This window comes from Methyloversatilis discipulorum (genome assembly GCF_000527135.1).
Taxonomy (GTDB): Bacteria; Pseudomonadota; Gammaproteobacteria; order Burkholderiales; family Rhodocyclaceae; genus Methyloversatilis; species Methyloversatilis discipulorum.
In genome coordinates, this window is record NZ_AZUP01000001.1 from 2,040,393 (window position 1) to 2,062,530 (window position 22,138).

General features: G+C 65.6%; 20 protein-coding genes. 7 read left to right on the forward strand and 13 right to left on the reverse strand.

Annotated features, from left to right (window positions below; all coding sequences use genetic code 11):
- Window positions 1-8 precede the first annotated feature (8 nt).
- Both METFAM1_RS0109395 and METFAM1_RS0109400 read left to right on the forward strand, forming a co-directional pair.
- Complete coding sequence (locus METFAM1_RS0109395) at window positions 9-1,184, forward strand: DesA family fatty acid desaturase (protein ID WP_019919356.1); 1,176 nt, start codon at window positions 9-11, stop codon at window positions 1,182-1,184.
- A gap of 189 nt (window positions 1,185-1,373) precedes the next feature.
- Window positions 1,374-1,826 carry a universal stress protein gene (locus METFAM1_RS0109400; RefSeq protein ID WP_019919357.1) on the forward strand — a complete coding sequence of 151 codons (453 nt, stop codon included), beginning with the start codon at window positions 1,374-1,376 and terminating at the stop codon, window positions 1,824-1,826.
- Between the two features lie 58 nt (window positions 1,827-1,884).
- On the opposite strand, the gene METFAM1_RS0109405 is transcribed toward METFAM1_RS0109400, so the two are convergent.
- The 7 genes from METFAM1_RS0109405 to ccoN form a co-directional block, all read right to left on the reverse strand.
- Window positions 1,885-2,190, reverse strand: a complete 306-nt coding sequence (locus tag METFAM1_RS0109405) for a hypothetical protein (RefSeq protein WP_019919358.1) — start codon at window positions 2,188-2,190, stop codon at window positions 1,885-1,887.
- Window positions 2,180-2,680, reverse strand: a complete 501-nt coding sequence (locus METFAM1_RS0109410; protein WP_019919359.1) for a FixH family protein — start codon at window positions 2,678-2,680, stop codon at window positions 2,180-2,182. Before METFAM1_RS0109410 ends, METFAM1_RS0109405 begins: the two co-directional genes overlap by 11 nt.
- Window positions 2,681-2,685: 5 nt before the next feature.
- Window positions 2,686-4,095, reverse strand: a complete 1,410-nt coding sequence (gene ccoG, locus METFAM1_RS0109415) for a cytochrome c oxidase accessory protein CcoG (RefSeq protein ID WP_019919360.1) — start codon at window positions 4,093-4,095, stop codon at window positions 2,686-2,688.
- A 63-nt stretch (window positions 4,096-4,158) separates the two neighbouring features.
- Window positions 4,159-5,070 (reverse strand): cytochrome-c oxidase, cbb3-type subunit III, encoded by a 912-nt coding sequence (ccoP, locus tag METFAM1_RS0109420; RefSeq protein ID WP_019919361.1) that lies wholly within the window; start codon window positions 5,068-5,070, stop codon window positions 4,159-4,161.
- Complete coding sequence (locus METFAM1_RS0109425; RefSeq protein ID WP_019919362.1) at window positions 5,067-5,243, reverse strand: cbb3-type cytochrome oxidase subunit 3; 177 nt, start codon at window positions 5,241-5,243, stop codon at window positions 5,067-5,069. Before METFAM1_RS0109425 ends, ccoP begins: the two co-directional genes overlap by 4 nt.
- Window positions 5,244-5,254: 11 nt before the next feature.
- Window positions 5,255-5,869, reverse strand: coding sequence for a cytochrome-c oxidase, cbb3-type subunit II (gene ccoO / locus METFAM1_RS0109430; RefSeq protein ID WP_019919363.1), 615 nt, complete (start codon window positions 5,867-5,869; stop codon window positions 5,255-5,257).
- Between the two features lie 18 nt (window positions 5,870-5,887).
- Window positions 5,888-7,315: a cytochrome-c oxidase, cbb3-type subunit I gene (gene ccoN, locus METFAM1_RS0109435; protein WP_019919364.1), complete on the reverse strand. Its 1,428-nt coding sequence runs from the start codon at window positions 7,313-7,315 to the stop codon at window positions 5,888-5,890.
- Window positions 7,316-7,408: 93 nt separating this feature from the next.
- On the opposite strand from ccoN, the gene METFAM1_RS21185 reads away from it, so the two are divergent.
- Window positions 7,409-7,954 carry an H-NS histone family protein gene (locus METFAM1_RS21185; protein ID WP_232419709.1) on the forward strand — a complete coding sequence of 182 codons (546 nt, stop codon included), beginning with the start codon at window positions 7,409-7,411 and terminating at the stop codon, window positions 7,952-7,954.
- 46 nt (window positions 7,955-8,000) lie between these two features.
- Here the strand turns inward: METFAM1_RS21185 and METFAM1_RS0109445 are convergent, their stop codons facing one another.
- From METFAM1_RS0109445 to fdxA, 5 genes are all read right to left on the reverse strand, one after another.
- Window positions 8,001-9,680, reverse strand: coding sequence for a long-chain-fatty-acid--CoA ligase (locus METFAM1_RS0109445; RefSeq protein ID WP_019919366.1), 1,680 nt, complete (start codon window positions 9,678-9,680; stop codon window positions 8,001-8,003).
- A 73-nt stretch (window positions 9,681-9,753) separates the two neighbouring features.
- Window positions 9,754-10,203, reverse strand: a complete 450-nt coding sequence (locus METFAM1_RS0109450; RefSeq protein WP_024300604.1) for a CBS domain-containing protein — start codon at window positions 10,201-10,203, stop codon at window positions 9,754-9,756.
- 101 nt (window positions 10,204-10,304) lie between these two features.
- Complete coding sequence (locus tag METFAM1_RS0109455; protein WP_019919368.1) at window positions 10,305-13,562, reverse strand: UvrD-helicase domain-containing protein; 3,258 nt, start codon at window positions 13,560-13,562, stop codon at window positions 10,305-10,307.
- A complete protein-coding gene (locus METFAM1_RS0109460) occupies window positions 13,559-16,222 on the reverse strand; it encodes a PD-(D/E)XK nuclease family protein (RefSeq protein WP_019919369.1) in 2,664 nt (887 codons plus the stop codon). The genes METFAM1_RS0109455 and METFAM1_RS0109460 overlap by 4 nt, the downstream gene beginning before the upstream one ends.
- Window positions 16,223-16,260: 38 nt before the next feature.
- Window positions 16,261-16,584 (reverse strand): ferredoxin FdxA, encoded by a 324-nt coding sequence (gene fdxA, locus METFAM1_RS0109465; protein WP_019919370.1) that lies wholly within the window; start codon window positions 16,582-16,584, stop codon window positions 16,261-16,263.
- A 554-nt stretch (window positions 16,585-17,138) separates the two neighbouring features.
- Between fdxA and trxA the strand changes: the two genes are divergently transcribed.
- Window positions 17,139-17,465 carry a thioredoxin TrxA gene (gene trxA / locus METFAM1_RS0109470; RefSeq protein WP_008062188.1) on the forward strand — a complete coding sequence of 109 codons (327 nt, stop codon included), beginning with the start codon at window positions 17,139-17,141 and terminating at the stop codon, window positions 17,463-17,465.
- 92 nt (window positions 17,466-17,557) lie between these two features.
- The gene (gene rho / locus METFAM1_RS0109475; RefSeq protein WP_019919371.1) at window positions 17,558-18,817 is read left to right on the forward strand and encodes a transcription termination factor Rho; all 1,260 of its coding nucleotides are present in this window, start codon (window positions 17,558-17,560) and stop codon (window positions 18,815-18,817) included.
- A 69-nt stretch (window positions 18,818-18,886) separates the two neighbouring features.
- Here the strand turns inward: rho and METFAM1_RS0109480 are convergent, their stop codons facing one another.
- Window positions 18,887-19,963, reverse strand: coding sequence for a substrate-binding domain-containing protein (locus tag METFAM1_RS0109480; protein ID WP_232419710.1), 1,077 nt, complete (start codon window positions 19,961-19,963; stop codon window positions 18,887-18,889).
- A gap of 132 nt (window positions 19,964-20,095) precedes the next feature.
- Here METFAM1_RS0109480 and METFAM1_RS0109485 point away from each other — a divergent pair, with 132 nt between their 5' ends.
- Together METFAM1_RS0109485 and METFAM1_RS0109490 are read left to right on the forward strand one after the other, a co-directional pair.
- On the forward strand, window positions 20,096-20,590 hold the full coding sequence (locus METFAM1_RS0109485; RefSeq protein ID WP_024300605.1) for a formate dehydrogenase subunit gamma: 495 nt from the start codon (window positions 20,096-20,098) through the stop codon (window positions 20,588-20,590).
- A complete protein-coding gene (locus METFAM1_RS0109490; protein ID WP_019919374.1) occupies window positions 20,587-22,137 on the forward strand; it encodes a formate dehydrogenase beta subunit in 1,551 nt (516 codons plus the stop codon). Before METFAM1_RS0109485 ends, METFAM1_RS0109490 begins: the two co-directional genes overlap by 4 nt.
- The last annotated feature ends 1 nt before the right edge of the window (window position 22,138 follow it).

The following is a 22,138-nucleotide window of genomic DNA, read 5'->3' on the forward strand; positions in this document are numbered from 1 at the left end:
AATCCTGAATGTTGAATGGTCTTATCGACCTGCCCTGGTGGGGCTATATCGTCGTCGCGCTGGTGTTCACCCACATCACCATCGCATCGGTGACGATTTTCCTGCACCGCCACCAGGCACACCGTGCGCTTGAGCTGCACGCCATTCCCAGCCACTTCTTCCGCTTCTGGCTGTGGATGACGACCGGCATGGTCACCAAGGAATGGGCAGCCATCCACCGCAAGCACCACGCCAAGTGCGAGACGCCGGAAGATCCGCACAGCCCGCAGGTGCTCGGCATCAAGAAGGTGCTGTTCGAAGGCGCCGAGCTGTACCGCGCCGAAGCAAAGAACAAGGAAACCATGAGCCGCTACGGTCATGGCACGCCGGATGACTGGCTGGAGCGCAATCTGTACACCGGCCGTTCGGCGCTGGGCATCAAGCTGATGCTCGTGATCAACGTGCTGCTGTTCGGCCCGCTCGGCCTGACGATCTGGGCCGTGCAGATGGCCTGGATCCCGATCTGGGCGGCCGGCGTCGTCAATGGCCTGGGCCACTACATCGGCTACCGCAACTACGACTGCAACGACGCGGCGACCAATCTGGTGCCCTGGGGCATCATCATCGGCGGCGAGGAACTGCACAACAACCACCACTCGTTCGCGACCTCGGCCAAGCTGTCGTCGAAGTGGTACGAGTTCGACATCGGCTGGATGTACATCCGCATCCTCGAAATCCTCGGTCTGGCCAAGGCCAAGAAGACCATTCCGCAACCGCGTTTCGAGGCGCGCAACGTGGTCGATACGCAGACGCTGGAAGCCATCATCACGCACCGCTACGACGTGATGACGCGCTACATGAAGTCGCTGCGTTCGATCTACGCCGAAGAGGTTGAAAAGCTGCGCGCGTCGAACGCCGCACTGGCCGACGGCGAACGCTACCAGCGCTTCAAGCGCTGGTTGAACCGCAGCGAGAACGCGCAGCCGACCAGCGACGACGCCGAAATGGCTTCGATGCTGTCGCACAGCACCCGTCTGGAGACGGTGCACACGATGCGCCAGGAACTGACCGCACTGTGGGCCCGCTCCACCGCGTCGAGCGAGCAGCTGCTGAAGCAGCTGCAGGATTGGTGCGCGCGCGCTGAAGCCAGCGGCATCAAGCAACTGCAGGACTTCTCGATGCGTCTCAAGTCTTACGCGATCTGATACGCATTCGCTGCACCCATGAAGCCGGAAGTGCGTCGCACTTCCGGCTTTTTACTTGGATCAAACCAAATGGGCGGCTTACCCTCAAAATAGTGTTCAGTTAGCCGATAGAATTTGCAGGAGCCATGCAGTGGAGCACGGCCGGACACCGTGGCGGTGCCGGCCAATAACAACGAGAAGGAGTCAAGGATGTTTCGCCACGTACTCGTACCGATCGATGGTTCGGATCTTTCCAAGGCCGCAGTCAAGCATGCCGTCTGCTTCGCCAAGGACGTGAAGGGTCGCGTCACTTTCCTGTACGTGATGAAGGACTATCACGTATCGGCGCTGCACAGCGAGCAGGACGAGGAGAACATCGACCCGATTGCACCGAACGACTTCACCGACGCGATGCGCACCCACGCCGACCGCATCCTGCAGTCGGCACGCGCCGAAGCGGAAGCCGACGGTGTCCAGGTCGACAGCATTGCCGTGACCCATGACGAGCCGCACAAGGCCATCATCGAGGTGGCACTGAAGCGCAACGCCGATGTGATCTTCATGGCGTCGCACAGCCGCCGCGGTCTGGCCAACCTGCTGCTGGGCAGCGTGACGCAGAAGGTGCTGTCGAATTCGAAGATTCCGGTGCTGGTCTATCGCTGAGCGACGCGACCGCGACCGGCGGAAAAGGACGGGGATGCCGGCAACGGCATCCCCGTTTTCATTTGCGGCCGACGCAGCGGTCGGCGCAGGCGGGCATTTTCTCTGCCATCCAGGACGAAATCAGGCTGGACGCGCCGGCCACGCACCAGAAGCCGAAGAAGCCGATGGTGTAGGTCGCCAGCGGCGAGAAATGCACCGGCTCTCCGAGCAGATACAGCTCGCGCGGATTGATCAGACTGAAGAAGACGGTCTCCGCGACAGCCGCGACCAGGAAGGACGGCCAGGACACCAGTGCGAACAGGCGCCCGAAACGCCCCGGTACGCGCCGTGTTTCGACCTCCTCGATCTCGATTTCAGTGGCCACCGCTCGCCTCCACCGTCAGCGACTGCTGCACGCGCCAGGTGCGCGCCTCGTCCTCGATCACCAGCTTCCAGTGAGTCGGCTGCAGCGCGCGCACGACGCCGCCGAAATGCCCGTCCCGTCCATCGAACAGCAGCTCGCGGTCGAGTTCGCTGCGCGTGGGATGCGCCAGCAGCACGCGCAGACGCGCCGGCATCGCCGTCGCATCGGCCATGCGCAGAACCAGCTCGAAGCGGGTGTCGTCGGTGCCGGCCGGCGTCGCTGACACGGTCAGTTCGACCCCGAGCTCGGTCGCCTTGCGCTCGCGCTCTATCGTGCGATTGATCGTCAGGCCCTGCTTGTAGTAATCGTCGGCGACCAGTGCGGTATTGCCGGTCGCCGCCAGCCAGGTGGTGATCACGCCTGCAATGATGACGGTGACCGGCCCGGCCGCAAGTATCCACGGCCAGCGGTGGCGGTACCACGGCAATTGCATCGATGCGTCGTTGTTCATGCGGCTTACCTCGGCTGCAGGAAGGACGTCTTCTCATGCACGCGGACATCCGGTGCATCGACGGCCTGCAGATTGAAATAGATTTCGTGGGAACCCGGCTGCAGGGCATCGGCATCGACCTGCACCCGTGCGGCGATGTCGCGCGAGCCAGCCGCTTCGACCTCGATCTCGCGCAGGTCGGCGATGGCGGCGCCCGGCAGACCTTCGACCTCGAGCACATAGCGCCGAGCGATCTCCGAGGTGTTCATGATGCGCAGCCGGTAGACGTTCTCGATCTTGCCGCCCTCGACTTCGCGCGCCAGCGTGGCGCGGTCGCGCAGCACGTTCATCTTGACCGGCGTGCGAGTGAACAGTGCCCAGGCGAAACCGGACACGATGAAAGCCAGCAGGCTGGTATAGAGAATAACGCGCGGTCGCAGGATGTGCGCCATCACTTCGCGCCAGCCCTCGTGCGCCGGCTTCTTCGCCAGCAGCGTGCGTTCCGTGGTGTAGGCGATCAGCCCGCGCGGGCGACCGACCTTGTCCATCACCTGATCACAGGCGTCAATACAGAGCGCACAGCCGATGCACTCGTACTGCAGGCCGTTACGGATGTCGATGCCGGTCGGACAGACCTGCACGCACCAGTCGCAATCGACGCAGTCGCCGACCACCTGTCCCTCGCGCGCCTTCTTCTTGTTGCCGCGCGGCTCGCCGCGATTGGCGTCGTAGCTGACGATCAGGGTGTCTGGATCGAACATGACGCCCTGGAAGCGGGCATACGGGCACATGTACTTGCACACCTGCTCGCGCATGTGACCGGCGAACACATAGGTGAAGGCGGCGTAGAAGAACATCCAGAACGCCTCCCACGGACCGAGCGACCAGGAGGCGATCTCCGACGCCAGTTCGCGGATGGGCGTGAAGTAACCGACGAAGGTGAAACCGGTCCACAGGGCCAGCGCACCCCAGGCACCGAACTTGGCGGCACGTAGACCGAGCTTGCGCGCGCTCATCGGCGCTGCATCGAGCTTCATGCGCGCCGAGCGGTCGCCCTCGATATGCCGCTCTATCCACATGAAGATTTCGGTGTAGACCGACTGCGGACAGGCGTAGCCGCACCAGACGCGCCCGGCCACCGCGGTGACCAGAAACAGTCCGAGCGCGCTGATGATGAGCAACAGTGCGAGGAAGAGCACGTCCTGCGGCCACAGGACGATGCCGAAGATGTAGAACTTGCGCTCGACCAGATGGAAGAGCACGGCCTGTCTGTCGTTCCAGGGCAGCCAGGCCAGGCCGTAGAACACGATCTGCGTGATCCACACCATGGCCCAGCGCACATTGTTGAAGCGCCCCTTGATGCTGCGCGGCTGTATCTTCTTGCGCGCCGCGTACAGATCTCCCTCGTCCGGCGACACGTCGGTGATCGGAATCACCCGTGCCGCCCGCTTTGCTTCATTACCGGTCGTACTGTCGCCGGGAGAGGGATTCGACGCCATTTACTTCGCTCCACCCGCGTTGTTCGACAGACCCCAGACGTAGGCGGCCACGAGGTGGATCTTCTTGTCGCCGAGCAGTTCGCCGTGCGCCGGCATGTGGCCATTGCGACCCTTGGCCACCGACTGCAGCACGATGGCTTCGGTGCTGCCGTACAGCCAGATGCCGTCGGTCAGGTTGGGCGCCCCCACCATCTGGTTGCCCTTGCCGTCGGCGCCATGGCAGGCCGCGCAGTTCGCACCGAACACCGCCTTGCCGCGCTGCACGCGCACGCCATCGGCCGCCATGCCGGACAGCGAGCGTACGTAGTGCACCACGTCGCGCTGCTGCTCGCCATCGAGGATGGCACCGAAGGCTGGCATCGCGCCATTGCGGCCGTTGATCAGGGTGGTCTTGATCGCCTCCGGCTCGCCGCCGTACAGCCAGTCGGCGTCGGTCAGGTTGGGGAAGCCGCGCGAACCCCGCGCGTCGGTGCCGTGGCACTGGGCGCAGTTGTTCAGGTAGAGGCGTTCGCCCATCGCGCGTGCTTCGGGATCGGCCGCCACTTCCTTCACGTCGAGACTGGCGTAGCGCTCGAACAGCGGCGCTACCTTGGCTTCCGCTTCCTTCACTTCCTTGTCGTAAGCACCGGTGGACGACCAGGCGAGCTTGCCGCCGAAGTTGCCCAGGCCAGGGTAAGCGGCCAGATAGACGATGGCGAATACGATGGTGATCCAGAACAGCCACACCCACCAGCGCGGCAGCGGGTTGTTCCACTCGGCCAGCGTTTCGTCCCACTGATGACCGTGCAGTTCGACCTGCCCTTTCGGGCGGGCGCCGCGGTTCGACAGGATGATGAAGGCACAGAACGCGATACTGGCGACGACGAGCACCACCACGTACATGTTCCAGAAGTCGTTGATGAAGTCGCTCACTTTTGTTCTCCGGTTTCGGTGTGCGCGCGATCGTCGTCGGCGAAGGGCAGCATCGCTGCCTCGTTGTGGGCGCGCTGCGCGCCCGGACGCCAGGCCATGATCACGATGGCGACGAAGCAGGCGAAGCCCGCGACGGTGACTGCCGAGCGCAGTACGTTGATGTCGAGTTCCATGACGGGCTCCTTCAGTTCACGCGCTTGATCGCGGTGCCCAGGCCTTGCAGGTAGGCGATCAGGGCATCCATCTCGGTCTTGCCCTTCAGTTCCGCCGCCGCACCCTTCATCTGCTCTTCGGTGTAGGGCGTGCCGACCACGGTCAGCGCGCGCATGCGCTGCTCGATGGTGCTGGCATCGACCGGGCGCTCGAGCCACGGGAAGCCGGGCATGTTCGACTCGGGCACGACGTCGCGGGGATTGATCAGGTGCACGCGGTGCCATTCGTCCGAATAGCGGCCGCCGACGCGGGCCAGATCCGGACCGGTGCGCTTGGAGCCCCACTGGAACGGACGGTCATAGACGAACTCGCCGGCCACCGAGTAGTGACCGTAGCGCTCGGTTTCGGCGCGGAACGGTCGGATCATCTGCGAGTGGCAGTTGTAGCAGCCCTCGCGAACGTAGATGTCGCGACCGGCCAGGCGCAGCGGGCTGTACGGCTCGACGCCCTTGACCGGTTCGGTGGTCGAGTGCTGGAAGAACAGCGGAACGATTTCGACCAGACCGCCGATGGCGATGGTGATCACCGTCAGGATCGCCAGCAGGCCGACGTTGCGTTCGATTGCTTCGTGTTTGGATGCAGCCATGATGTCTTTCTCCAGTGATCAGGCGTGCGCGGCAGCAGGCGCCACCACCGGTGCGTTGTACGGCTTGTGGCCGGCGATGGTCTTCCACACGTTCCAGGCCATGACGAACATGCCGGACAGGAAGAGCGCGCCGCCGAGGAAGCGGATGAACCAGAACGGATAGCTGGCCTTGACGCTTTCGACGAAGGTGTAGGTGAGCGTGCCGTCGTCGTTGATGGCGCGCCACATCAGGCCCTGCATCACGCCGGCGATCCACATCGAGGCGATGTAGAGCACGACGCCGAGGGTCGACATCCAGAAGTGGATGCTGATGGCCGGCACCGAATACATCTTTTCCTGGCCGAACAGGCGCGGGATCAGGTAGTAGATCGAACCGATCGAGATCATCGCCACCCAGCCCAGCGCGCCCGAATGCACGTGGCCGACGGTCCAGTCGGTGTAGTGCGACAGCGCATTGACCGTCTTGATCGACATCATCGGACCTTCGAAGGTCGACATGCCGTAGAAGGACAGCGAGGTGATCAGGAACTTCAGGATCGGGTCGGTGCGCAGTTTGTGCCAGGCGCCCGACAGGGTCATGATGCCGTTGATCATGCCGCCCCAGCTCGGTGCCAGCAGGATGAGCGAGAACACCATGCCCAGCGACTGCGTCCAGTCCGGCAGCGCGGTGTAGTGCAGGTGGTGCGGGCCCGCCCACATGTAGGTGAAGATCAGCGCCCAGAAGTGCACCACCGACAGGCGGTAGGAATACACCGGACGCTCGGCCTGCTTCGGCACGAAGTAATACATCATGCCGAGGAAGCCGGCGGTCAGGAAGAAGCCGACCGCGTTGTGGCCGTACCACCACTGCACCATCGCGTCCTGCACGCCGGCGTAGGCCGAATAGGACTTCCAGAAGCCGGCCGGGATGGCGGCGCTATTGACCAGGTGCAGCACCGCCACGGTCAGGATGAAGGCGCCGTAGAACCAGTTCGCCACGTAGATGTGCGAGGTGCGGCGCTTGGCGATGGTGCCGAAGAACACGACGGCGTAGGCCACCCAGACCAGCGTGATCAGCACGTCGATCGGCCACTCGAGCTCGGCGTATTCCTTGCCCGAGGTGTAGCCCAGCGGCAACGTGATGGCGGCGGCAACGATGACGATCTGCCAGCCCCAGAACACGAACTCCGCCAGCCACGGCGCGAACAGCCGCGTGTGGCAGGTGCGCTGGACGACAAAGAACGAAGTCGCCATCAGCGCACAGCCGCCGAAGGCGAAGATGACTGCGTTGGTATGTAGCGGCCGCAGTCGGCCGAAGTGGAACCACTCGCCGACGTTCAGTTGCGGCCAGACCAGCTGGGCGGCAATGACCACGCCGACCAGCATGCCCACGATGCCCCACACCACCGTCATCAGTGCGAACTGCCGCACCACCCGGTAGTCGTAGGTGCCGTGAACGGACCCCATTGCTTCTGTTTTCATTTTTGCCTGCTCCCACATTGAAATTGCACCGCCACGCCCGCATGGGCGCACGCACGCATGATCCGGCCCGAAGGTTAGGTGCTCGCCCGCTTCCGGGTCTTGACCCACGTCAAGCGGCCTATCGTTTCACGCTGTTTCACCGTCACCGCGCGCGCCGATGCCGGCCGCATTTTCCCGCGCAAAATGATATTGCACCCTGATCGAATTACGAGCGGAAATTCGATCAAATCAATTTACGGAATGAATTTCCGCGCTTATCATTCGATTTCCTTAACCCATGGAGACAACGCAATGTCCGGTCAGAGCTACGACGAATTGATGGCAAAAATCGCGGAACTGCAGCAACAGGCTGAAGCAGTACGCCGGGCTGAGCTCGAAGAAGTCATTTCGGACGTGCGTGCCAAGATCAAGAAATACAATCTGTCGGCCTCCGATGTCGGTCTGTCCGGTGGAGCAACGCGTCGCTCGGGTCGTCCGGCAGCTGCGGCCAAGGTAAAGATCGCACCGGGCAAATACCGCAATCCGGCCACCGGTGAAATCAAGGAAGTCGGTGCTGCCGGCCGCAAGCCGGGTTGGCTCGCGGCGATGAGCGCAGACGAACTCGCTGCCGCCCGCGTATCCTGATCGCGATTCGGTCGCGCACAAAAAAGGCACCGCAAGGTGCCTTTTTTCATTGCTTCCGCGCCGCTGCGGCCTCTTCCTTGAGCGCCCTGCGCAATATCTTTCCGACATTCGTCTTTGGCAGTTCGCTGCGGAATTCAACGTGGCGCGGAATCTTGTATGCGGTGAGCTGGGTCCGGCAGTGAGCAATCACCGCATCGGCGGTCAGCGTCGTGTCCTTGGAGACGACGAACACCTTCACCACCTCGCCCGAATGCTCGTCCGGCAGACCGATCGCGCAGCACTCCAGCACGCCGGCACAGGCCGCGACAACGTCCTCGACCTCGTTTGGATAGACGTTGAAGCCGGACACCAGAATCATGTCCTTCTTGCGATCGACGATGCGCACGAAACCGGCCTCGTCGATCGTGGCGACGTCGCCGGTGCGCAGGAAGCCATCTGCCGTCATCACCTGGGCGGTTTCCGCCGGACGACGGTAGTAACCCTTCATCACCTGCGGGCCGCGCACGCACAATTCACCGGTCTCGCCCGGCGGCACTTCCCGCCCCTCATCGTCGCGTATCGATATTTCAGTGGACGGCACAGGCAACCCGATCGCACCGTTGAATTCCCTCTGATCCGGCGGATTGATGCACACGGCCGGAGAGGTTTCGGTCAGGCCGTAAGCTTCGATCAAGGGCTGACCGGTGATTTTCTTCCAGCGTTCTGCAACCGCTCGCTGCACCGCCATGCCGCCACCCAGCGAAACGCGTAATCCGGAAAAATCCAGCTTCGCAAAATCAGGGTTGTTCAGCAGCGCATTGAACAGCGTATTGACGCCGGTAATGACAGTGAAGCGGTATTTCTGAAGTTCCTTGACGAAACCCGGAATGTCACGCGGATTGGTAATCAGTATGTTGGTCGCGCCGAGCTTCAGAAATACCAGGCAATTCGCGGTCAGCGCAAAGATGTGATACAGCGGCAACGCGGTGATGACGATCTGCGGCCCGCTCACGAAGGGTCGTATCCAGGCATCGGCCTGCATCATGTTGGACACGATGTTGCGATGGGTGAGCATGGCGCCCTTGGCCACGCCGGTCGTGCCGCCCGTGTATTGCAGGAAGGCAATGTCTTCGTGCACGACATTGACCGGATTCAGCGTGTGCCCCAGCCCCAGCTTGATCGCCTCGTTGAAGCGGACCGCCGACGGCAGGTCGAACGACGGCACCATCTTCTTCACGTGGCGCACAACAAGATTGACGATCCAGCCCTTTGGCGCTGGCAGCAGGTCACCCAGTGCGGTGACGACGACGTGGCGCACCGCGGTGCGCTCGATCACGCGCTGCAGCGTCGAGGCGAAGTTCTCCAGCACGACGATGACTTCGGCGCCGCTGTCGTTGAGCTGGTGTTCGAGCTCGCGCGGCGTGTACAGCGGATTGCAGTTCACGATGGTGTAGCCAGCGCGCAAGGCACCGAACATCGCCACCGGGTACTGCAGCACATTGGGCATCATGATCGCGACGCGCGACCCCGGCGCGAGGCCGAGCACCGACTGCAGATAGGCCGCGAAAGCGGCGCTCAGGCGTTCGAGTTCGGCATAGGTGATGGCCTTGCCCATGCAGACATAGGCATCGCGCTCCGCGAACTCGCGGCAGCTGCGCTCGAACACCTCGCCGACCGACATGAACTCCGACGGATCGATCTCGGCCGGAACACCCTTGGGGTAGCTTTTGAGCCACACCTTCTCCATTACCGCCTCCTCGCGTCATCGTGCCGCTGACGCGCGAACGCGGCAGCGTGCTGCATGATCGTGCGGCCGGGCATCAACCCGACATGTCTTCCATCGGCCAGTCGCGAATATAGCTCTTCAGCATGCGGTTCTCGAAACTCTGCTCTTCCAGCATCGCACGGGCGACATCGTGGAAGGACAGCACGCCCATCAGCGTATCGCCTTCCATGATGGGCAGATAGCGACAGCGGTGTTCGAGCATCAGCCGGCGCAGTTCGTCGACTTCCATGTCCGGGTGGGCGGTCACCGGATCGCGATGCATGACGGCGGATACGGTCAGCGACTGCCAGTCGCCGCCGGACGCCCGCACCGAGCGCAGCACTTCACGGAAGGTGAGCATGCCGACCATGCGGCCATGCTCCATCACCACAAGCGAACCGACATCGAGGTCGGTCATCGTGACGACTGCGTTACCCAGCGTCTGTTGCGGCGCCACCGTGTAGAGCACGGTGCCCTTGATGCGCAGGATTTCATGTACTTGCATGGTTGCCACTCTCCTCCTCGCCGCGCGGGCACGGGGTGCGCGCTGCGGATGACCATGCGTCGATGGTAGTCAAAAGCGTCGGCGCCGCAAAGCGCCGGCGTTCAGAAAAGGCGATCCAGACGCCCGTCGGGCCGAAGCAGCGCGGCGCACGGCGTCTTGCCGGGGCGGATCAGGCGTACCGACTCGGCGTAGCGCTGCAGCTGTTCGGCATATTCCTCGGCGAATCCCGCGCCCTCCCCGCTCTTGTAATCCAGTATCCAGATCTCGTCGTCGAACTCGACCAGGCGATCGATGCGGCCGAGGCTGCCGTCGGGCAGCACGAATTCCACTTCGCTGGCCGCCCAGCCATGCAGCGACGGATCGAAGAAACGGCGCAGCGCAGCGCTCTCGATCATGGCGCGCGCAAGGCGCTCAAGTTCGCTCCAGCGCGCCGCGTCGAGCGCCGGCGGACGCGGCGGCGGCGGTTCGCCGCAGGCCAGCGCTTCCAGCCAGGCGTGCAGGCCGGTGCCCCAGATCTGCGCGTCGTTCATCTGCACCACCACGCGGCGCTCGCCCACCGGTGCCAATGGAAGCGCTTCGGCAGCTGTCGGCGCCGCGGCAACCGTGTCGATATCGGGGCACGCATCGGCCGTGCCTGCACTCAGGCGCAGCGCGCCGTCGTCGGTGCTCTGTACCGACGGGCACGCGCGCAGCGCAGTCTGCAGACGCGCCAGCCAGCTGTCGTCGGCCGCGCCCCGCGCCGGGCTGACGCCGCTGGCGAACAGGAACTGCCGCGCCCGGGTGACCGCGACGTACAGCAGATTGGCGTCCTCGCGCGCCGCAGCGCGCGCTTCGGCGTCGATGAAACGGGCGCGCGCCTGCCCCTGGTTCTCCTTGCGCTGCAGCAGCGACAGGTGTTCGGGCGCCGGCGCACCCGGCGGCCACGCCAGCAGCACACGCGCACCGCTGTCGGCGCGCAGCTTGGCGATGGCGTCGGCCAGCCAGACGATGGGCGCCTCCAGCCCCTTCGCCGCATGCACGGTGAGCACGCGCACGCGGCCGCGTGCCGGGTCCTCACCGAGAATGAGCCCCTCGTCCGGCGCCTCGTCGTCCTCGTTGCGCAATCGTGCGAGTTCGTCGAGAAAGCGCGGCAGGCTGGGGAAACGACCGCTATCGACCGTGAGCGCCAGTTCGATGAAAGCTTCCAGATTGGCGCGCACACCCGGCCAGGCCATCGGATCGACCAGAGCGGCATAACGCTGCATCAGCTCACCCTGGTGGAACACGCGGTCGAGCAGATCGTGCACCGGCAACCGTACCGCCGCGGCCAGCCAGTCGCTCAGCAGCGCGGCGGCACGTGCCAGTTGGGCGTCATCGCCCTCGCGCGCGCCGCGCAGCGCCGGCCACAAGGCCGGTCCGGCGCTGGTCAGGCGCAACAGGTGCGCGTCGGACAGTGCGAACAACGGGCTGCGCAGCACGTGCGCCAGCGCCAGCGCATCGGCCGGTGCGGCGAGGAAGCGCAGCAGCGCCTGCAGGTCGGCCGCCTCAAGCGTGTCGAGCAGGCGGCCGCGGCTGGCACCGAAGTAAGGAATGCCGTGTGCGCGCAACGCCGCCTCATAGACGGCGAGACCGGTGCGCCGACGCAGCAGGATCATCATGTCGCCGTAGCGCGCCGGCCGCACGGCGCCACTGTGCGCATCGCGCACGGCGACCCGCCCGACCATCGCCTGCAGCCGCGCGCACATCGCGTCGGCCTCGCGGCGGCGCCTGCTGTCCTCGGCCATCACGCGCGGCGTGGTGAGCGGATTGCGCAGGCCGGAATCGTTCGTCGGCGCTTCTTCCGGCGCATCAGGGTCGTGGCCGAAAGCCGGCAGCACCTCGACCACGCCGGGCAGGCCGACCTGCGTCGTGCCGTGCGGCGCGAAACCTTCGAACACGTCGAGCGCCCCGAACAGCGCATTGACCACCTCGACCACCGCCGGGCTGCTGCGCCGCGTTTCGTTGCGCCGGATGTCGATGGCGCCGAAACGCTCGGCGAAAGCCGTACGCGCGTGCGCGAAGATGCGCGGATCGGCACGGCGGAAGCGGTAGATCGACTGCTTCGGATCGCCGACCACGAACACGCGCGGCTGCATCTGGTCTGGCGCATAAGCGTCGAGCCAGTGCATCAGCACCTGCCACTGCAGCGGATTGGTGTCCTGGAACTCGTCGAGCAGCAGATGTGTGTAGCGCGCGTCCAGCCGCGCCTGCACGAAGGGGCCGGTCTGCGCGTCGCCGAGCAGGCGCGCCGCCTGCCATTCGAGGTCGCCGAAATCGAGCACGCCGGCGCCGCGTTTGACCTGGTCGTAGGCGTCAAGCATGGCCGAGGCAACGGTCAGCGCATGCCGGTTCAGTTCCCAGGCAGCGCGGTCGCTCAGCGCGTGCAGGCAGGCCAGCAGCCGCTCGACGCAGGACTCGAACAACTGCTGCGTGCGCTCGGCTGCGCCGATCTTTTCCATCGATTTGCCCGGCTTGAACGCGATCGGCAATCCGGCGCGGGTCAGCAGTTCGGCGCACAGACCGTCGAAGAAGGCCTGGGCGTCGTGCTGGCTGGCGGCCGTCTCCAGCGCCACCGCCTTGCGCTGCTGCGCCTCCGTGCCCTGCCCCAGCAGCTTCGCGAGTTCCAGCACTGCGGCGCGCAGCGCGGCGTCCTGCGCCAGTGCATCGACCGGTGCTTCACGATCGGCGCCGAAAAAGGATTCGAGATGCGCGAACACGCCGTCGAGCCCGTCGTGCGCCGCCAGCCAGGCCTGCCACTCGGCGCGCCGCTCGATCAGCGATTCGGCGAGGCTGCGCGCGCCGGCGAGACCGGCCTGCGCGAGCAGCCAGCGCACCGACTGCGCCAGTTCGCCATCCGGCGCACTGCCGGCACGCCGCATCAGCACACCCCAGGCCTGGTCGCGCAGGCGTGCGGTGCGCTCTGCCAGCTGCAGCCCGCCGAGGCCCGCCGACAGCGGCGCGGCGCCGAGCAGCGACGAGAACCAGCCGTGGAAGGTGTTGATCGTCAGTCCCGGGCGGGCGCCGGCGACGCGTTCGAACAAGCCACGCGCACGCTCGATCAGCGCCGCGTCATTGCGCGCATCGACCCCGCGCTGATCGAGGAAGGCGATCACCCCGGCGTCGTCCGCCACCGCCAGCTCGCCCAGCCAGTGCTGCAACCGCTCGTCGATTTCGCGGGCCGCCTTGCGCGTGTAGGTGATGGCCAGTATCTCGCCCGGTGCCACGCCGGCCAGCAACAGGCGGATCAGTCGCGACACCAGGGTCCACGTCTTGCCGCTGCCGGCGCAGGCCTCGACGACGACGCTGGCGGATGGGTCGAGTGCGCGCAGGCCGTCGTTCATGAGCGCCAGTCCTTGCGGCACAGGCCGCGCATTTCGCAGTAGGCGCAGGCGCGGTCATCGCCGTGCGCAGGCAGCGCGGCTCCGGCGCGCAGCGCCCGAAACAGCGTTCCGATCAGTCCCTGCAGCGCCTCCGCCGCCGCGTGCGGCTCGGCCTGCGGATGCGCCACCGGCGCCGGCTCGTCGAGCGCCAGATAGGCCGCTTCGCTCACCGTGTCGCCTTCGAGCAGCGTATAGAAAGCGAGCTGCAGGTCCTCGCCGCCCTGCACGCTCTTCTTCACGGCTTCGCTGCTGCGCAGCTTGTAGTCCAGCAGCGACACGCCGGCGGCACCACGGTCGATGCGGTCGATGCGGCCTTCGAGCGACAGCACGCCTCCGTCCGGCAGGTCGAGCGGACGCGCGCGCGACTGCTCGCCGCTGTCGAACACCCAGCCCTCGGCCTCGCGCGCGCAGGCCCAGGCAACGTAGGCGTCGGCGCGCTCGTGCAGGCGATCGGCCCAGACGTGCTCCTGGAAGTTGCGGCCGATCGCGCTATCGAAGGCGGCGGCGATGCGCGCGCGCATGTCGCCTGCCAGCGCCTGTGGCGTTTCGCTGTCCAGGCGCGGATGTGCAACATGGAAATCGTGCAGCAGCGCATGCACCAGTTCGCCCACGCTGCCCTTGCCCATCGTTTCCTCGACCTCGTCGCCCTCGCCCAGACCAAGCACCCGGCGCGCGTAGTAGCGGTAGGGGCAGGCCATCAGATCGGCCATCGCGCTGGCGGTGAGTCGCTGCGGCACCCGATCGGCTTCGAGCACCGGCGCGCTGGTCTGCCGCGGCAGCGCGGCCGGCTCGGGGTCGGGCTGTGCCGGCGCGGCGCTGACGGCACCCGGCAGGCCGGCGCGCGTGAACATCAGGTCGAGCAACTGCAGGTCGGCGCTTGGCAGATTGGCTTCGCCGTTGCGCTGCGCCTGCCAGCTGAACACGATTTCTTCGCTGTTCAGGATCAGTCCGGCGAGGTCCTCGCGCAGCTGGCGTGCCGCCTGCTGCGTGTCGGCCAGCCCGAGTTCGCGTCGCAGCCCTTCGTGACCGAGCACGCCGCGCAGGTGCGGTGGCGCCAGATGTTCGCCGTCGGCACCGATCACGTACACGGCGTCGAACGCGCGCAGCCGGGTCGCGGCAAGGTGGGTCAGCACGACCGGACTGTCGATCGCGGTGTCGCGGAACAGCGCCCGCTCGAACTCGCCGTTGAGCCACTGGCGCCAGTCGGCGAAGGTCAGTGCAAGCGACACGCCGCTGCTGTCCGCGCGCAGTTGTTCGAGCAGCGCGATCACCTGCGCGCCGGCCGCGTCCTGCAGCAAGGCCGTGCGCGCGTGCAATGCGTCGAGCGCGGCCAGCAGCCGTTCGATCCAGAAGGCGGCGGGCGCGGCCTGTGTCGGCATCAGGTTCGCTGCCTGCGCGAACGGGATCATCAGTGCTGCACCTGCCCGCCCCGCCAGTTCGCGCGCCGCATCAGCGAGCAAGGCCTGCAGGCCGTCGACATGGTTGCGCCGCACCACCCAGTGATCGACCTCGGCGATCGCCCGCGCGTGCGTGTCGGCGTCCATGTCGCCGGCGACATAGGGCGAGCGGATCAGATCGAGCAGGTCGCGGTGATAGCCGTCGGACGCCAGGCACTGCAGGAAGGCATCGACCGTCGCCGCGGCGCGCGTGGTGGACAGCTTCCAGCCGGTTTCGTCGGCCAGCAGCACCTGACTGCGTTCGAGCAAGGCACGGGTACGGCGGGCGGCTTCGCGGTCACTGGCGACCAGGGCGATGCGGCGGCGTCCGTCCGCCAGCCAGCGCGCAATGCACGCGGCCGCGTGCTGCGCCTCCTGTTCGAGCGATTGCGCACTGACCAGCCGCACGCGGTCGCGCAGACGCTGCGCCGCGTCCGCCGGCACGCGGCGCGACCACAACGTGCGCGCGTCGTCGGCAGCGACCGGCCAGGCCGCGTCGAGCGCGCGCGACAACGCGTCTTCATCCGCCGAACGACGTACGTCGATGTGCAGCACAGGTACGCGTCGCGCGAACGCAGCCAGCCAGTCCGCAGCGGGATCGAGCGTGTCGGCCAGCACCACCACGGGCCGCCGCGCCGACGCAGCCGCCCGGTACAGCGCCTGCGCCGTCGCCCGGGCGTGACCGGGCGTGCCGGTGCTGTCCGCCAGCCACACTGCGTGAACAAGCCGCGCCTCCAGCGACAGCGCTGCGCTGTCGTGCAGTGCGTGCGCCCGGGCGAATGCGCCTTCCAGCGCGGCCTCGTCCGGCACCGGCACATCGGCCAGCGTATCGGCGAGATCCATCAGCTCGCGCGCCACCGCCCACAGGTCGGCGTCGCCCAGCCAGCCGACCCGACGCAGCTGGGCGACCAGCCCGAGCAGACGCCGCGAATCCGGGTCGGTCGCCGCGTCGCCCCTCCAGCGCGCGGCCAGCAGTTGCGGCGTGAGCACGCGCGGCATGAACAGTGCACGACCGGCGGCGGCCGACAGCGCGCTGCGCAGCGCCGGTGCCAGCGTGATGGACGGCAGGATGAGGTCGCAGTCGGCGAGCGCGTCGCCGTGGCGATCGAGGAGGATGCGTGCCACCCGGCCGAACAGGTCCGGACCGGGGGGCAGCGTGACGGAGTCGAAACCCGCTCCGCTCATGCGTCAGCGCGGGCGAACAAAGGAAACGGGGAGCGCGCTCAGCGCTCGAGCATGCCGAGCTTGTCCTTCACCTTGGCCCAGTCGTCGGCGTCGGGCAGCGCGTCCTTGCGCTCGATGATGGCCGGCCATTCCTTGGCCAGTTCGGCATTCAGTTCGATGAACTGCACCTGGTCCGCCGGCACGTCGTCCTCGGCAAAAATGGCTTCGGCCGGACATTCGGCGACGCACAGCGTGCAGTCGATGCACTCGTCCGGATCGATCACCAGGAAATTCGGGCCTTCGCGGAAGCAATCGACCGGGCACACATCGACGCAGTCGGTGTATTTGCACTTGATACAGGATTCGGTGACGACGTAGGTCATGATTTCTCCGTTGGGCGGGGGCTCTGCACTCGCAGGCAGGCCATGCATGGGCTGAAAAAGGCTGAATTCACGAGGGGCTTCGGCACGCGGGGGCAGCCTGCAGACTGCGAAACACAGGCGCGCCGCACCTCTTCCGGACGCGGGAGTTTAGCACCGGGGCGCGGCGGCACCTCGCCCACGCTGTCGTGCCGCTGCGACATGTCGCCATGACTTTTTGTATTTCCTTGCCATCTGCCTCTGCACGCCCGACTGTTTTTTGTATTAGCATCTTGCAAACAGTGCAGAAACCCTGAACTCCGACGCAGGGGACGCCGATACCGTGATCACCCCGGCGGCCGGGTTTCAGCAAGCCCCGAACCGGGCCGCTCCGTGAGTGGCCGGAAAACCCAGTCCAGCGACCCGACACTCACCTTTCGGCACGCAACATCCATCCAGTCCTGCAGGCGTCCCGAACCGTGGCGTCCGGCACGAGGCATCCGGTTCTTCCCGATACACCCCCGAAGACCTTCCGATTCACAGAATCCACTTTCCCAGTCAAGCACCGCGAGGAAACAATGAGCGAACACATCCACCACGTCACCGACGCCAGTTTCGAAGCCGAGGTCATCAAGGCCGACCTGCCGGTTCTGGTCGATTACTGGGCCGAGTGGTGCGGTCCGTGCAAGATGATCGCTCCCATCCTCGACGAGGTCGCGCGTGACTACGCCGGCAAGCTGCGCGTGGCCAAGGTCAATATCGACGAGAACCAGGAAACGCCTGCGCGCTTCGGCATCCGCGGTATTCCGACCTTGATGCTGTTCAAGGACGGCAATGTCGAGGCGACCAAGGTCGGCGCCCTGTCGAAGTCCCAACTGACCGCCTTCCTGGACAGCCACCTGTAACACCTACCCTGCGGCGGGCGCGTATCCGCGCCCTGCCCGCCGGAGCGGAAGACCGCTCCATCTCCCCACCCCGCCTGTCGCAGATCTTCACCATGCACCTTTCCGAACTGAAAGCACTCCACGTCAGCCAGCTGCTCGAAATGGCCCAGTCCTTCGAGATCGAAGGCGCCAACCGGCTGCGCAAGCAGGAACTCGTGTTCGCCATCCTGCGCAACCGGGCGAAGAAGGGCGAGAGCATTTTCGGAGACGGTGCGCTGGAAGTGCTGCCCGACGGCTTCGGTTTCCTGCGCTCGCCGGAAGCGAGCTATCTGGCGGGCACCGACGACATCTACGTGTCGCCGAGCCAGATCCGCCGCTTCAACCTGCACACCGGCGACACCATCGAAGGTGAAATCCGCACGCCGAAGGATGGCGAGCGCTACTTCGCGCTGGTCAAGGTCGATCGCATCAACAGCGAGCCGCCGGAAGCGACCAAGCACAAGATCCTGTTCGAGAACCTGACGCCGCTGCATCCGACCGAGCCGCTGAAGCTCGAACGCGACATGCGCGGCGAAGAGAACACCACCTCGCGCGTGATCGACATGATCGCGCCGATCGGCAAGGGCCAGCGCGCGCTGCTGGTGGCGCCGCCGAAGACCGGCAAGACGGTGATGATGCAGCACATCGCGCACGCGATCACCGTCAATCACCCGGAAGCGTTGCTCATCGTGCTGCTGATCGACGAGCGCCCGGAAGAAGTGACCGAAATGCAGCGTTCGGTGAAGGGCGAAGTGGTTGCCTCGACCTTCGACGAACCGGCCACCCGCCACGTACAGGTCGCCGAAATGGTGATCGAGAAGGCCAAGCGCCTGGTCGAGCACAAGAAGGACGTGATCATCCTGCTCGACTCGATCACCCGTCTCGCCCGCGCCTACAACACGGTGCAGCCGGCTTCCGGCAAGGTGCTGACCGGTGGCGTGGACGCCAATGCGCTGCAGAAGCCGAAGCGCTTCTTCGGTGCCGCGCGCAACGTCGAAGAAGGCGGCAGCCTGACCATCATCGCCACCGCGCTGATCGAAACCGGCAGCCGCATGGACGACGTGATCTACGAAGAATTCAAGGGCACCGGCAATATGGAAATCCATCTTGACCGGCGCATGGCGGAAAAGCGCGTCTACCCGGCCATTAACGTGAACCGCTCGGGCACACGCCGCGAAGAGCTGCTGCTGAAGCCGGAAATCCTGCAGAAGATCTGGATCCTGCGCAAACTGCTGTACAACATGGACGATCTGGAAGCGATCGAATTCCTGCTCGACAAGATCAAGGCCACCAAGAGCAACGGGGAATTCTTCGACGCGATGCGTCGAGGTTGATCACCCGGGCCGCCTTGAGAGAAAAACGCCGCTTGATGCGGCGTTTTTCATTTCCACCTCCAGCGGTGCTCAGGCGCGCAGCGCCTCGACCACCGACAGCACCTCGCCGGGCGAATTGAGCGCATAGCCGGGGAGCGTAGACACCGCGCTCGCAAAGTCAGGCGACTTCAGCGCATCGAGCATGCGCTGCATCGACGGCAACTCCAACGTCTCTAGCCGGCAGGCGAGGAAGTAATGTTCTTCGGCGATCGGCACGAAATCGAGCTTGAACTGGCTGGCGGCCGCTTCGACGCCGAAGCCGGTGTCGGCCATGCCGCTGGCGATGTGCGCGGCGACCGCCGCGTGCGTGAATTCGACCGTCTCGTAGCCGCTGATGTCGTCCGGATCTATGGTCTGTTCGGCCAGCAACAGGTCGAGCAGCACGCGCGTACCGGCACTGGCCTGACGATTGATGAAGCGCACGTCGGGGCGCACCAGATCCTGCAGCGAGCGGATGTTCAGCGGATTGCCGGCGGCGACGAACAGGCCCTGGGTGCGCGTGACCAGACGGATCACGCGGTGCGCACGCGGCTTCAGGTAACGGCTCAGTCGCGCCGCCAGTTCCGGCGTGACGCGTCCGCTCGGCAGATGGAAGCCGCAGATGTCGCAGCTGCCGCGAGACATCGAACCCAGCGCGTCGATTGACCCGAGGTATTGCAGTTCCAGCCGCACACCGGCCACCCGCTCCATCAGTTCCGGCATCAGCGCGATCGCATAGCCGTGGCTCGCATGCAGCCGCAGCACCGGATGCGTGTCCATCAGCGCCGCGTTGATCTCGCGGTCGATCTCCACCGACAGGTTCTCCAGCTGCGGCGTCAGCCGAGCCTGGATGCGCTGCGCCGCCCAGGTCAGCTTCTCGCCAAGCGGCGTCAGTTCTGCGCCCTTGCCCTGCGACAGCTCGACCAGTGGCGTGCCGAAGAAGGCCGACCAGGTGCGGATCAGGTTCCAGCAATGGCGGTATGAAAAATCGACCTCGCGCGCCGCCTCGGTCAGTTTTCCGCTGCGTTGCACGGCGGCCAGCACACGGAACAGCAGCGGGTCGATCTCCCGTCCTTCGGCATTGCGGAAGCGCCACGCCGGTTCGATCTGGATGCGCATGTTAGGCATTTGTTTTCATATCGTTAAAAGCAAAATCGGCTGCTAACCTGCATTGCGAAGCCATTATTGGACCTTGATGGTGGCTGATTAGCAATTATGAACAAGAGTTCCAATTAGGGATTCAGCAGGAGACAGAGAGCCATGTCATCGCACCACCCCAACCCCGGTGTCGACGGGCGGCAGTTGCAGTCGCTGGTCGACCGGCACGCCGATCTGCCCGGCGCGCTGCTGCCGATGCTGCACGCCATCCAGAACGAGTTCGGCCACGTGCCTGAACAGGCCGTGCCGGTCATCGCCAAGGGACTGAACCTGTCGCGCGCCGAAGTGCATGGCGTGATCACCTTCTATCACCACTTCCGCAGCCACGCGCCCGGCCGCCACGTGGTACAGGTCTGCCGGGCGGAAGCCTGTCAGGCCGTCGGTGCCGTTGCGCTCGAAGCGCACGCGAAGAAATGTCTCGGCATCGACTTCCACGAAACAACCGCCGACGGTGCAGTGACGCTGGAGGCGGTGTACTGCCTCGGCAACTGCGCCGTTGGTCCGTCGCTGCGGATCGATGACGACATCGTCGGCCGCGTCACGCCGGAACGCTTCGACGAAATCGTGGCCGAGCTGCGTGCGGAGGTGACGGCATGAGCACGCGCATCTACGTTCCCATCGATTCGACCGCGCTGTCGCTGGGCGCCGAGAAGGTCGCCAAGGCGATCGCCGCCGAAGCGGCGAAGCGCGGCATCGCGATCGAGCTGGTGCGCAATGGCTCGCGCGGCGCCTTCTTCCTCGAACCCATGGTGGAAGTGCAGACGCCGGCCGGCCGCATGGCCTACGGCCCGGTGCAAGCCAGCGACGTCGCTGCGCTGTTCGACGCCGGCTTCGTGAACGGCGGCCAGCACCTGCTGTCGCTCGGCCCGACCGACGACATCGCCTACCTGAAGAATCAGGAACGCCTGACCAGCGCGCGCATCGGCATCACCGACCCGCTGAGCCTGGATGACTACGTCGACCACGGCGGCTTCGTCGGCCTCGACAACGCACTGGCGATGAGCGGCGCCGACGTGGTGAAGGAAGTGACCGAATCCGGCCTGCGCGGCCGCGGTGGCGCCGCCTTCCCGACCGGCATCAAGTGGAACACGGTGCTCGGCGCCTCTGCCGACCAGAAGTACATCGTCTGCAACGCCGACGAGGGCGACTCCGGCACCTTCTCCGATCGCATGATCATGGAAGGCGACCCCTACTGCCTGATCGAGGGCATGACCATCGCCGGCATCGCGGTCGGCGCGACCCAGGGCTACATCTATCTGCGCTCGGAGTATCCGCACGCCTTCGCCACGCTGAAGGAAGCGATCCGTCGCGCCCGCGCCGCCGGCTGGCTGGGCCAGGACGTGCGCAACTCGGGTAAGGCGTTCGAACTGGAAGTGCGCCTGGGCGCCGGCGCCTACATCTGTGGCGAAGAGACCTCGCTGCTGGAGAGCTTGGAAGGCAAGCGCGGCATCGTCCGCTTCAAGCCGCCGCTGCCGGCGCTGCAGGGCCTGTTCGGCAAGCCGACCGTGATCAACAACGTGATCTCGCTGGCGTCGGTGCCCATCATCCTGGCCAAGGGTGGCGCGCACTACCGCGACTACGGCATGGGTCGCTCGCGCGGCACCCTGCCCTTCCAGCTGGCCGGCAATATCAAGCGCGGCGGGCTGGTCGAGAAGGCCTTCGGCCTGACCATGAACGAACTGATCCATGACTTCGGCGGCGGCACGCTGTCCGGCCGTCCGGTGCGCGCAGTGCAGGTCGGCGGTCCGCTCGGCGCCTACGTGCCGGCGTCGCAGTTCGACCTGCCGCTCGACTACGAGGAGTACGCGAAGAACGGCGCGATGATCGGCCACGGCGGCATCGTGGTGTTCGACGACACGGTCGACATGGCGCACATGGCCCGCTACGCGATGGAGTTCTGCGCCATCGAATCCTGCGGCAAATGCACGCCCTGTCGCATCGGCTCGACGCGCGGCGTCGAAGTGATCGACCGCATCGTCGCCAACGAACAGCGCGGCAAGAACATCGCGCTGCTGCAGTCGCTGTGCGACACCATGCTCAACGGCTCGCTGTGCGCGCTCGGCGGCATGGCGCCCTACCCGGTGCTGTCGGCACTGAACCATTTCCCCGAAGACTTCGGCGTCGACAAGACCGAAGCGGCTTGAG

Bases quoted from the DNA above. Each gene is read 5' to 3' on its own strand.
- METFAM1_RS0109460 (WP_019919369.1), bottom strand. From the start codon at position 16,222: ATGAGCGGAGCGGGTTTCGACTCCGTCACGCTGCCCCCCGGTCCGGAC.
- METFAM1_RS0109445 (WP_019919366.1), bottom strand. From the start codon at position 9,680: ATGGAGAAGGTGTGGCTCAAAAGCTACCCCAAGGGTGTTCCGGCCGAG.
- ccoN (WP_019919364.1), bottom strand. From the start codon at position 7,315: ATGGGGTCCGTTCACGGCACCTACGACTACCGGGTGGTGCGGCAGTTC.
- trxA (WP_008062188.1), top strand. From the start codon at position 17,139: ATGAGCGAACACATCCACCACGTCACCGACGCCAGTTTCGAAGCCGAG.
- METFAM1_RS0109400 (WP_019919357.1), top strand. From the start codon at position 1,374: ATGTTTCGCCACGTACTCGTACCGATCGATGGTTCGGATCTTTCCAAG.
- METFAM1_RS0109490 (WP_019919374.1), top strand. From the start codon at position 20,587: ATGAGCACGCGCATCTACGTTCCCATCGATTCGACCGCGCTGTCGCTG.
- fdxA (WP_019919370.1), bottom strand. From the start codon at position 16,584: ATGACCTACGTCGTCACCGAATCCTGTATCAAGTGCAAATACACCGAC.
- rho (WP_019919371.1), top strand. From the start codon at position 17,558: ATGCACCTTTCCGAACTGAAAGCACTCCACGTCAGCCAGCTGCTCGAA.
- METFAM1_RS0109410 (WP_019919359.1), bottom strand. From the start codon at position 2,680: ATGAACAACGACGCATCGATGCAATTGCCGTGGTACCGCCACCGCTGG.
- METFAM1_RS0109480 (WP_232419710.1), bottom strand. From the start codon at position 19,963: ATGCCTAACATGCGCATCCAGATCGAACCGGCGTGGCGCTTCCGCAAT.
- METFAM1_RS0109455 (WP_019919368.1), bottom strand. From the start codon at position 13,562: ATGAACGACGGCCTGCGCGCACTCGACCCATCCGCCAGCGTCGTCGTC.
- METFAM1_RS0109485 (WP_024300605.1), top strand. From the start codon at position 20,096: ATGTCATCGCACCACCCCAACCCCGGTGTCGACGGGCGGCAGTTGCAG.
- METFAM1_RS0109450 (WP_024300604.1), bottom strand. From the start codon at position 10,203: ATGCAAGTACATGAAATCCTGCGCATCAAGGGCACCGTGCTCTACACG.
- ccoO (WP_019919363.1), bottom strand. From the start codon at position 5,869: ATGGCTGCATCCAAACACGAAGCAATCGAACGCAACGTCGGCCTGCTG.
- METFAM1_RS0109425 (WP_019919362.1), bottom strand. From the start codon at position 5,243: ATGGAACTCGACATCAACGTACTGCGCTCGGCAGTCACCGTCGCGGGC.
- METFAM1_RS0109395 (WP_019919356.1), top strand. From the start codon at position 9: ATGTTGAATGGTCTTATCGACCTGCCCTGGTGGGGCTATATCGTCGTC.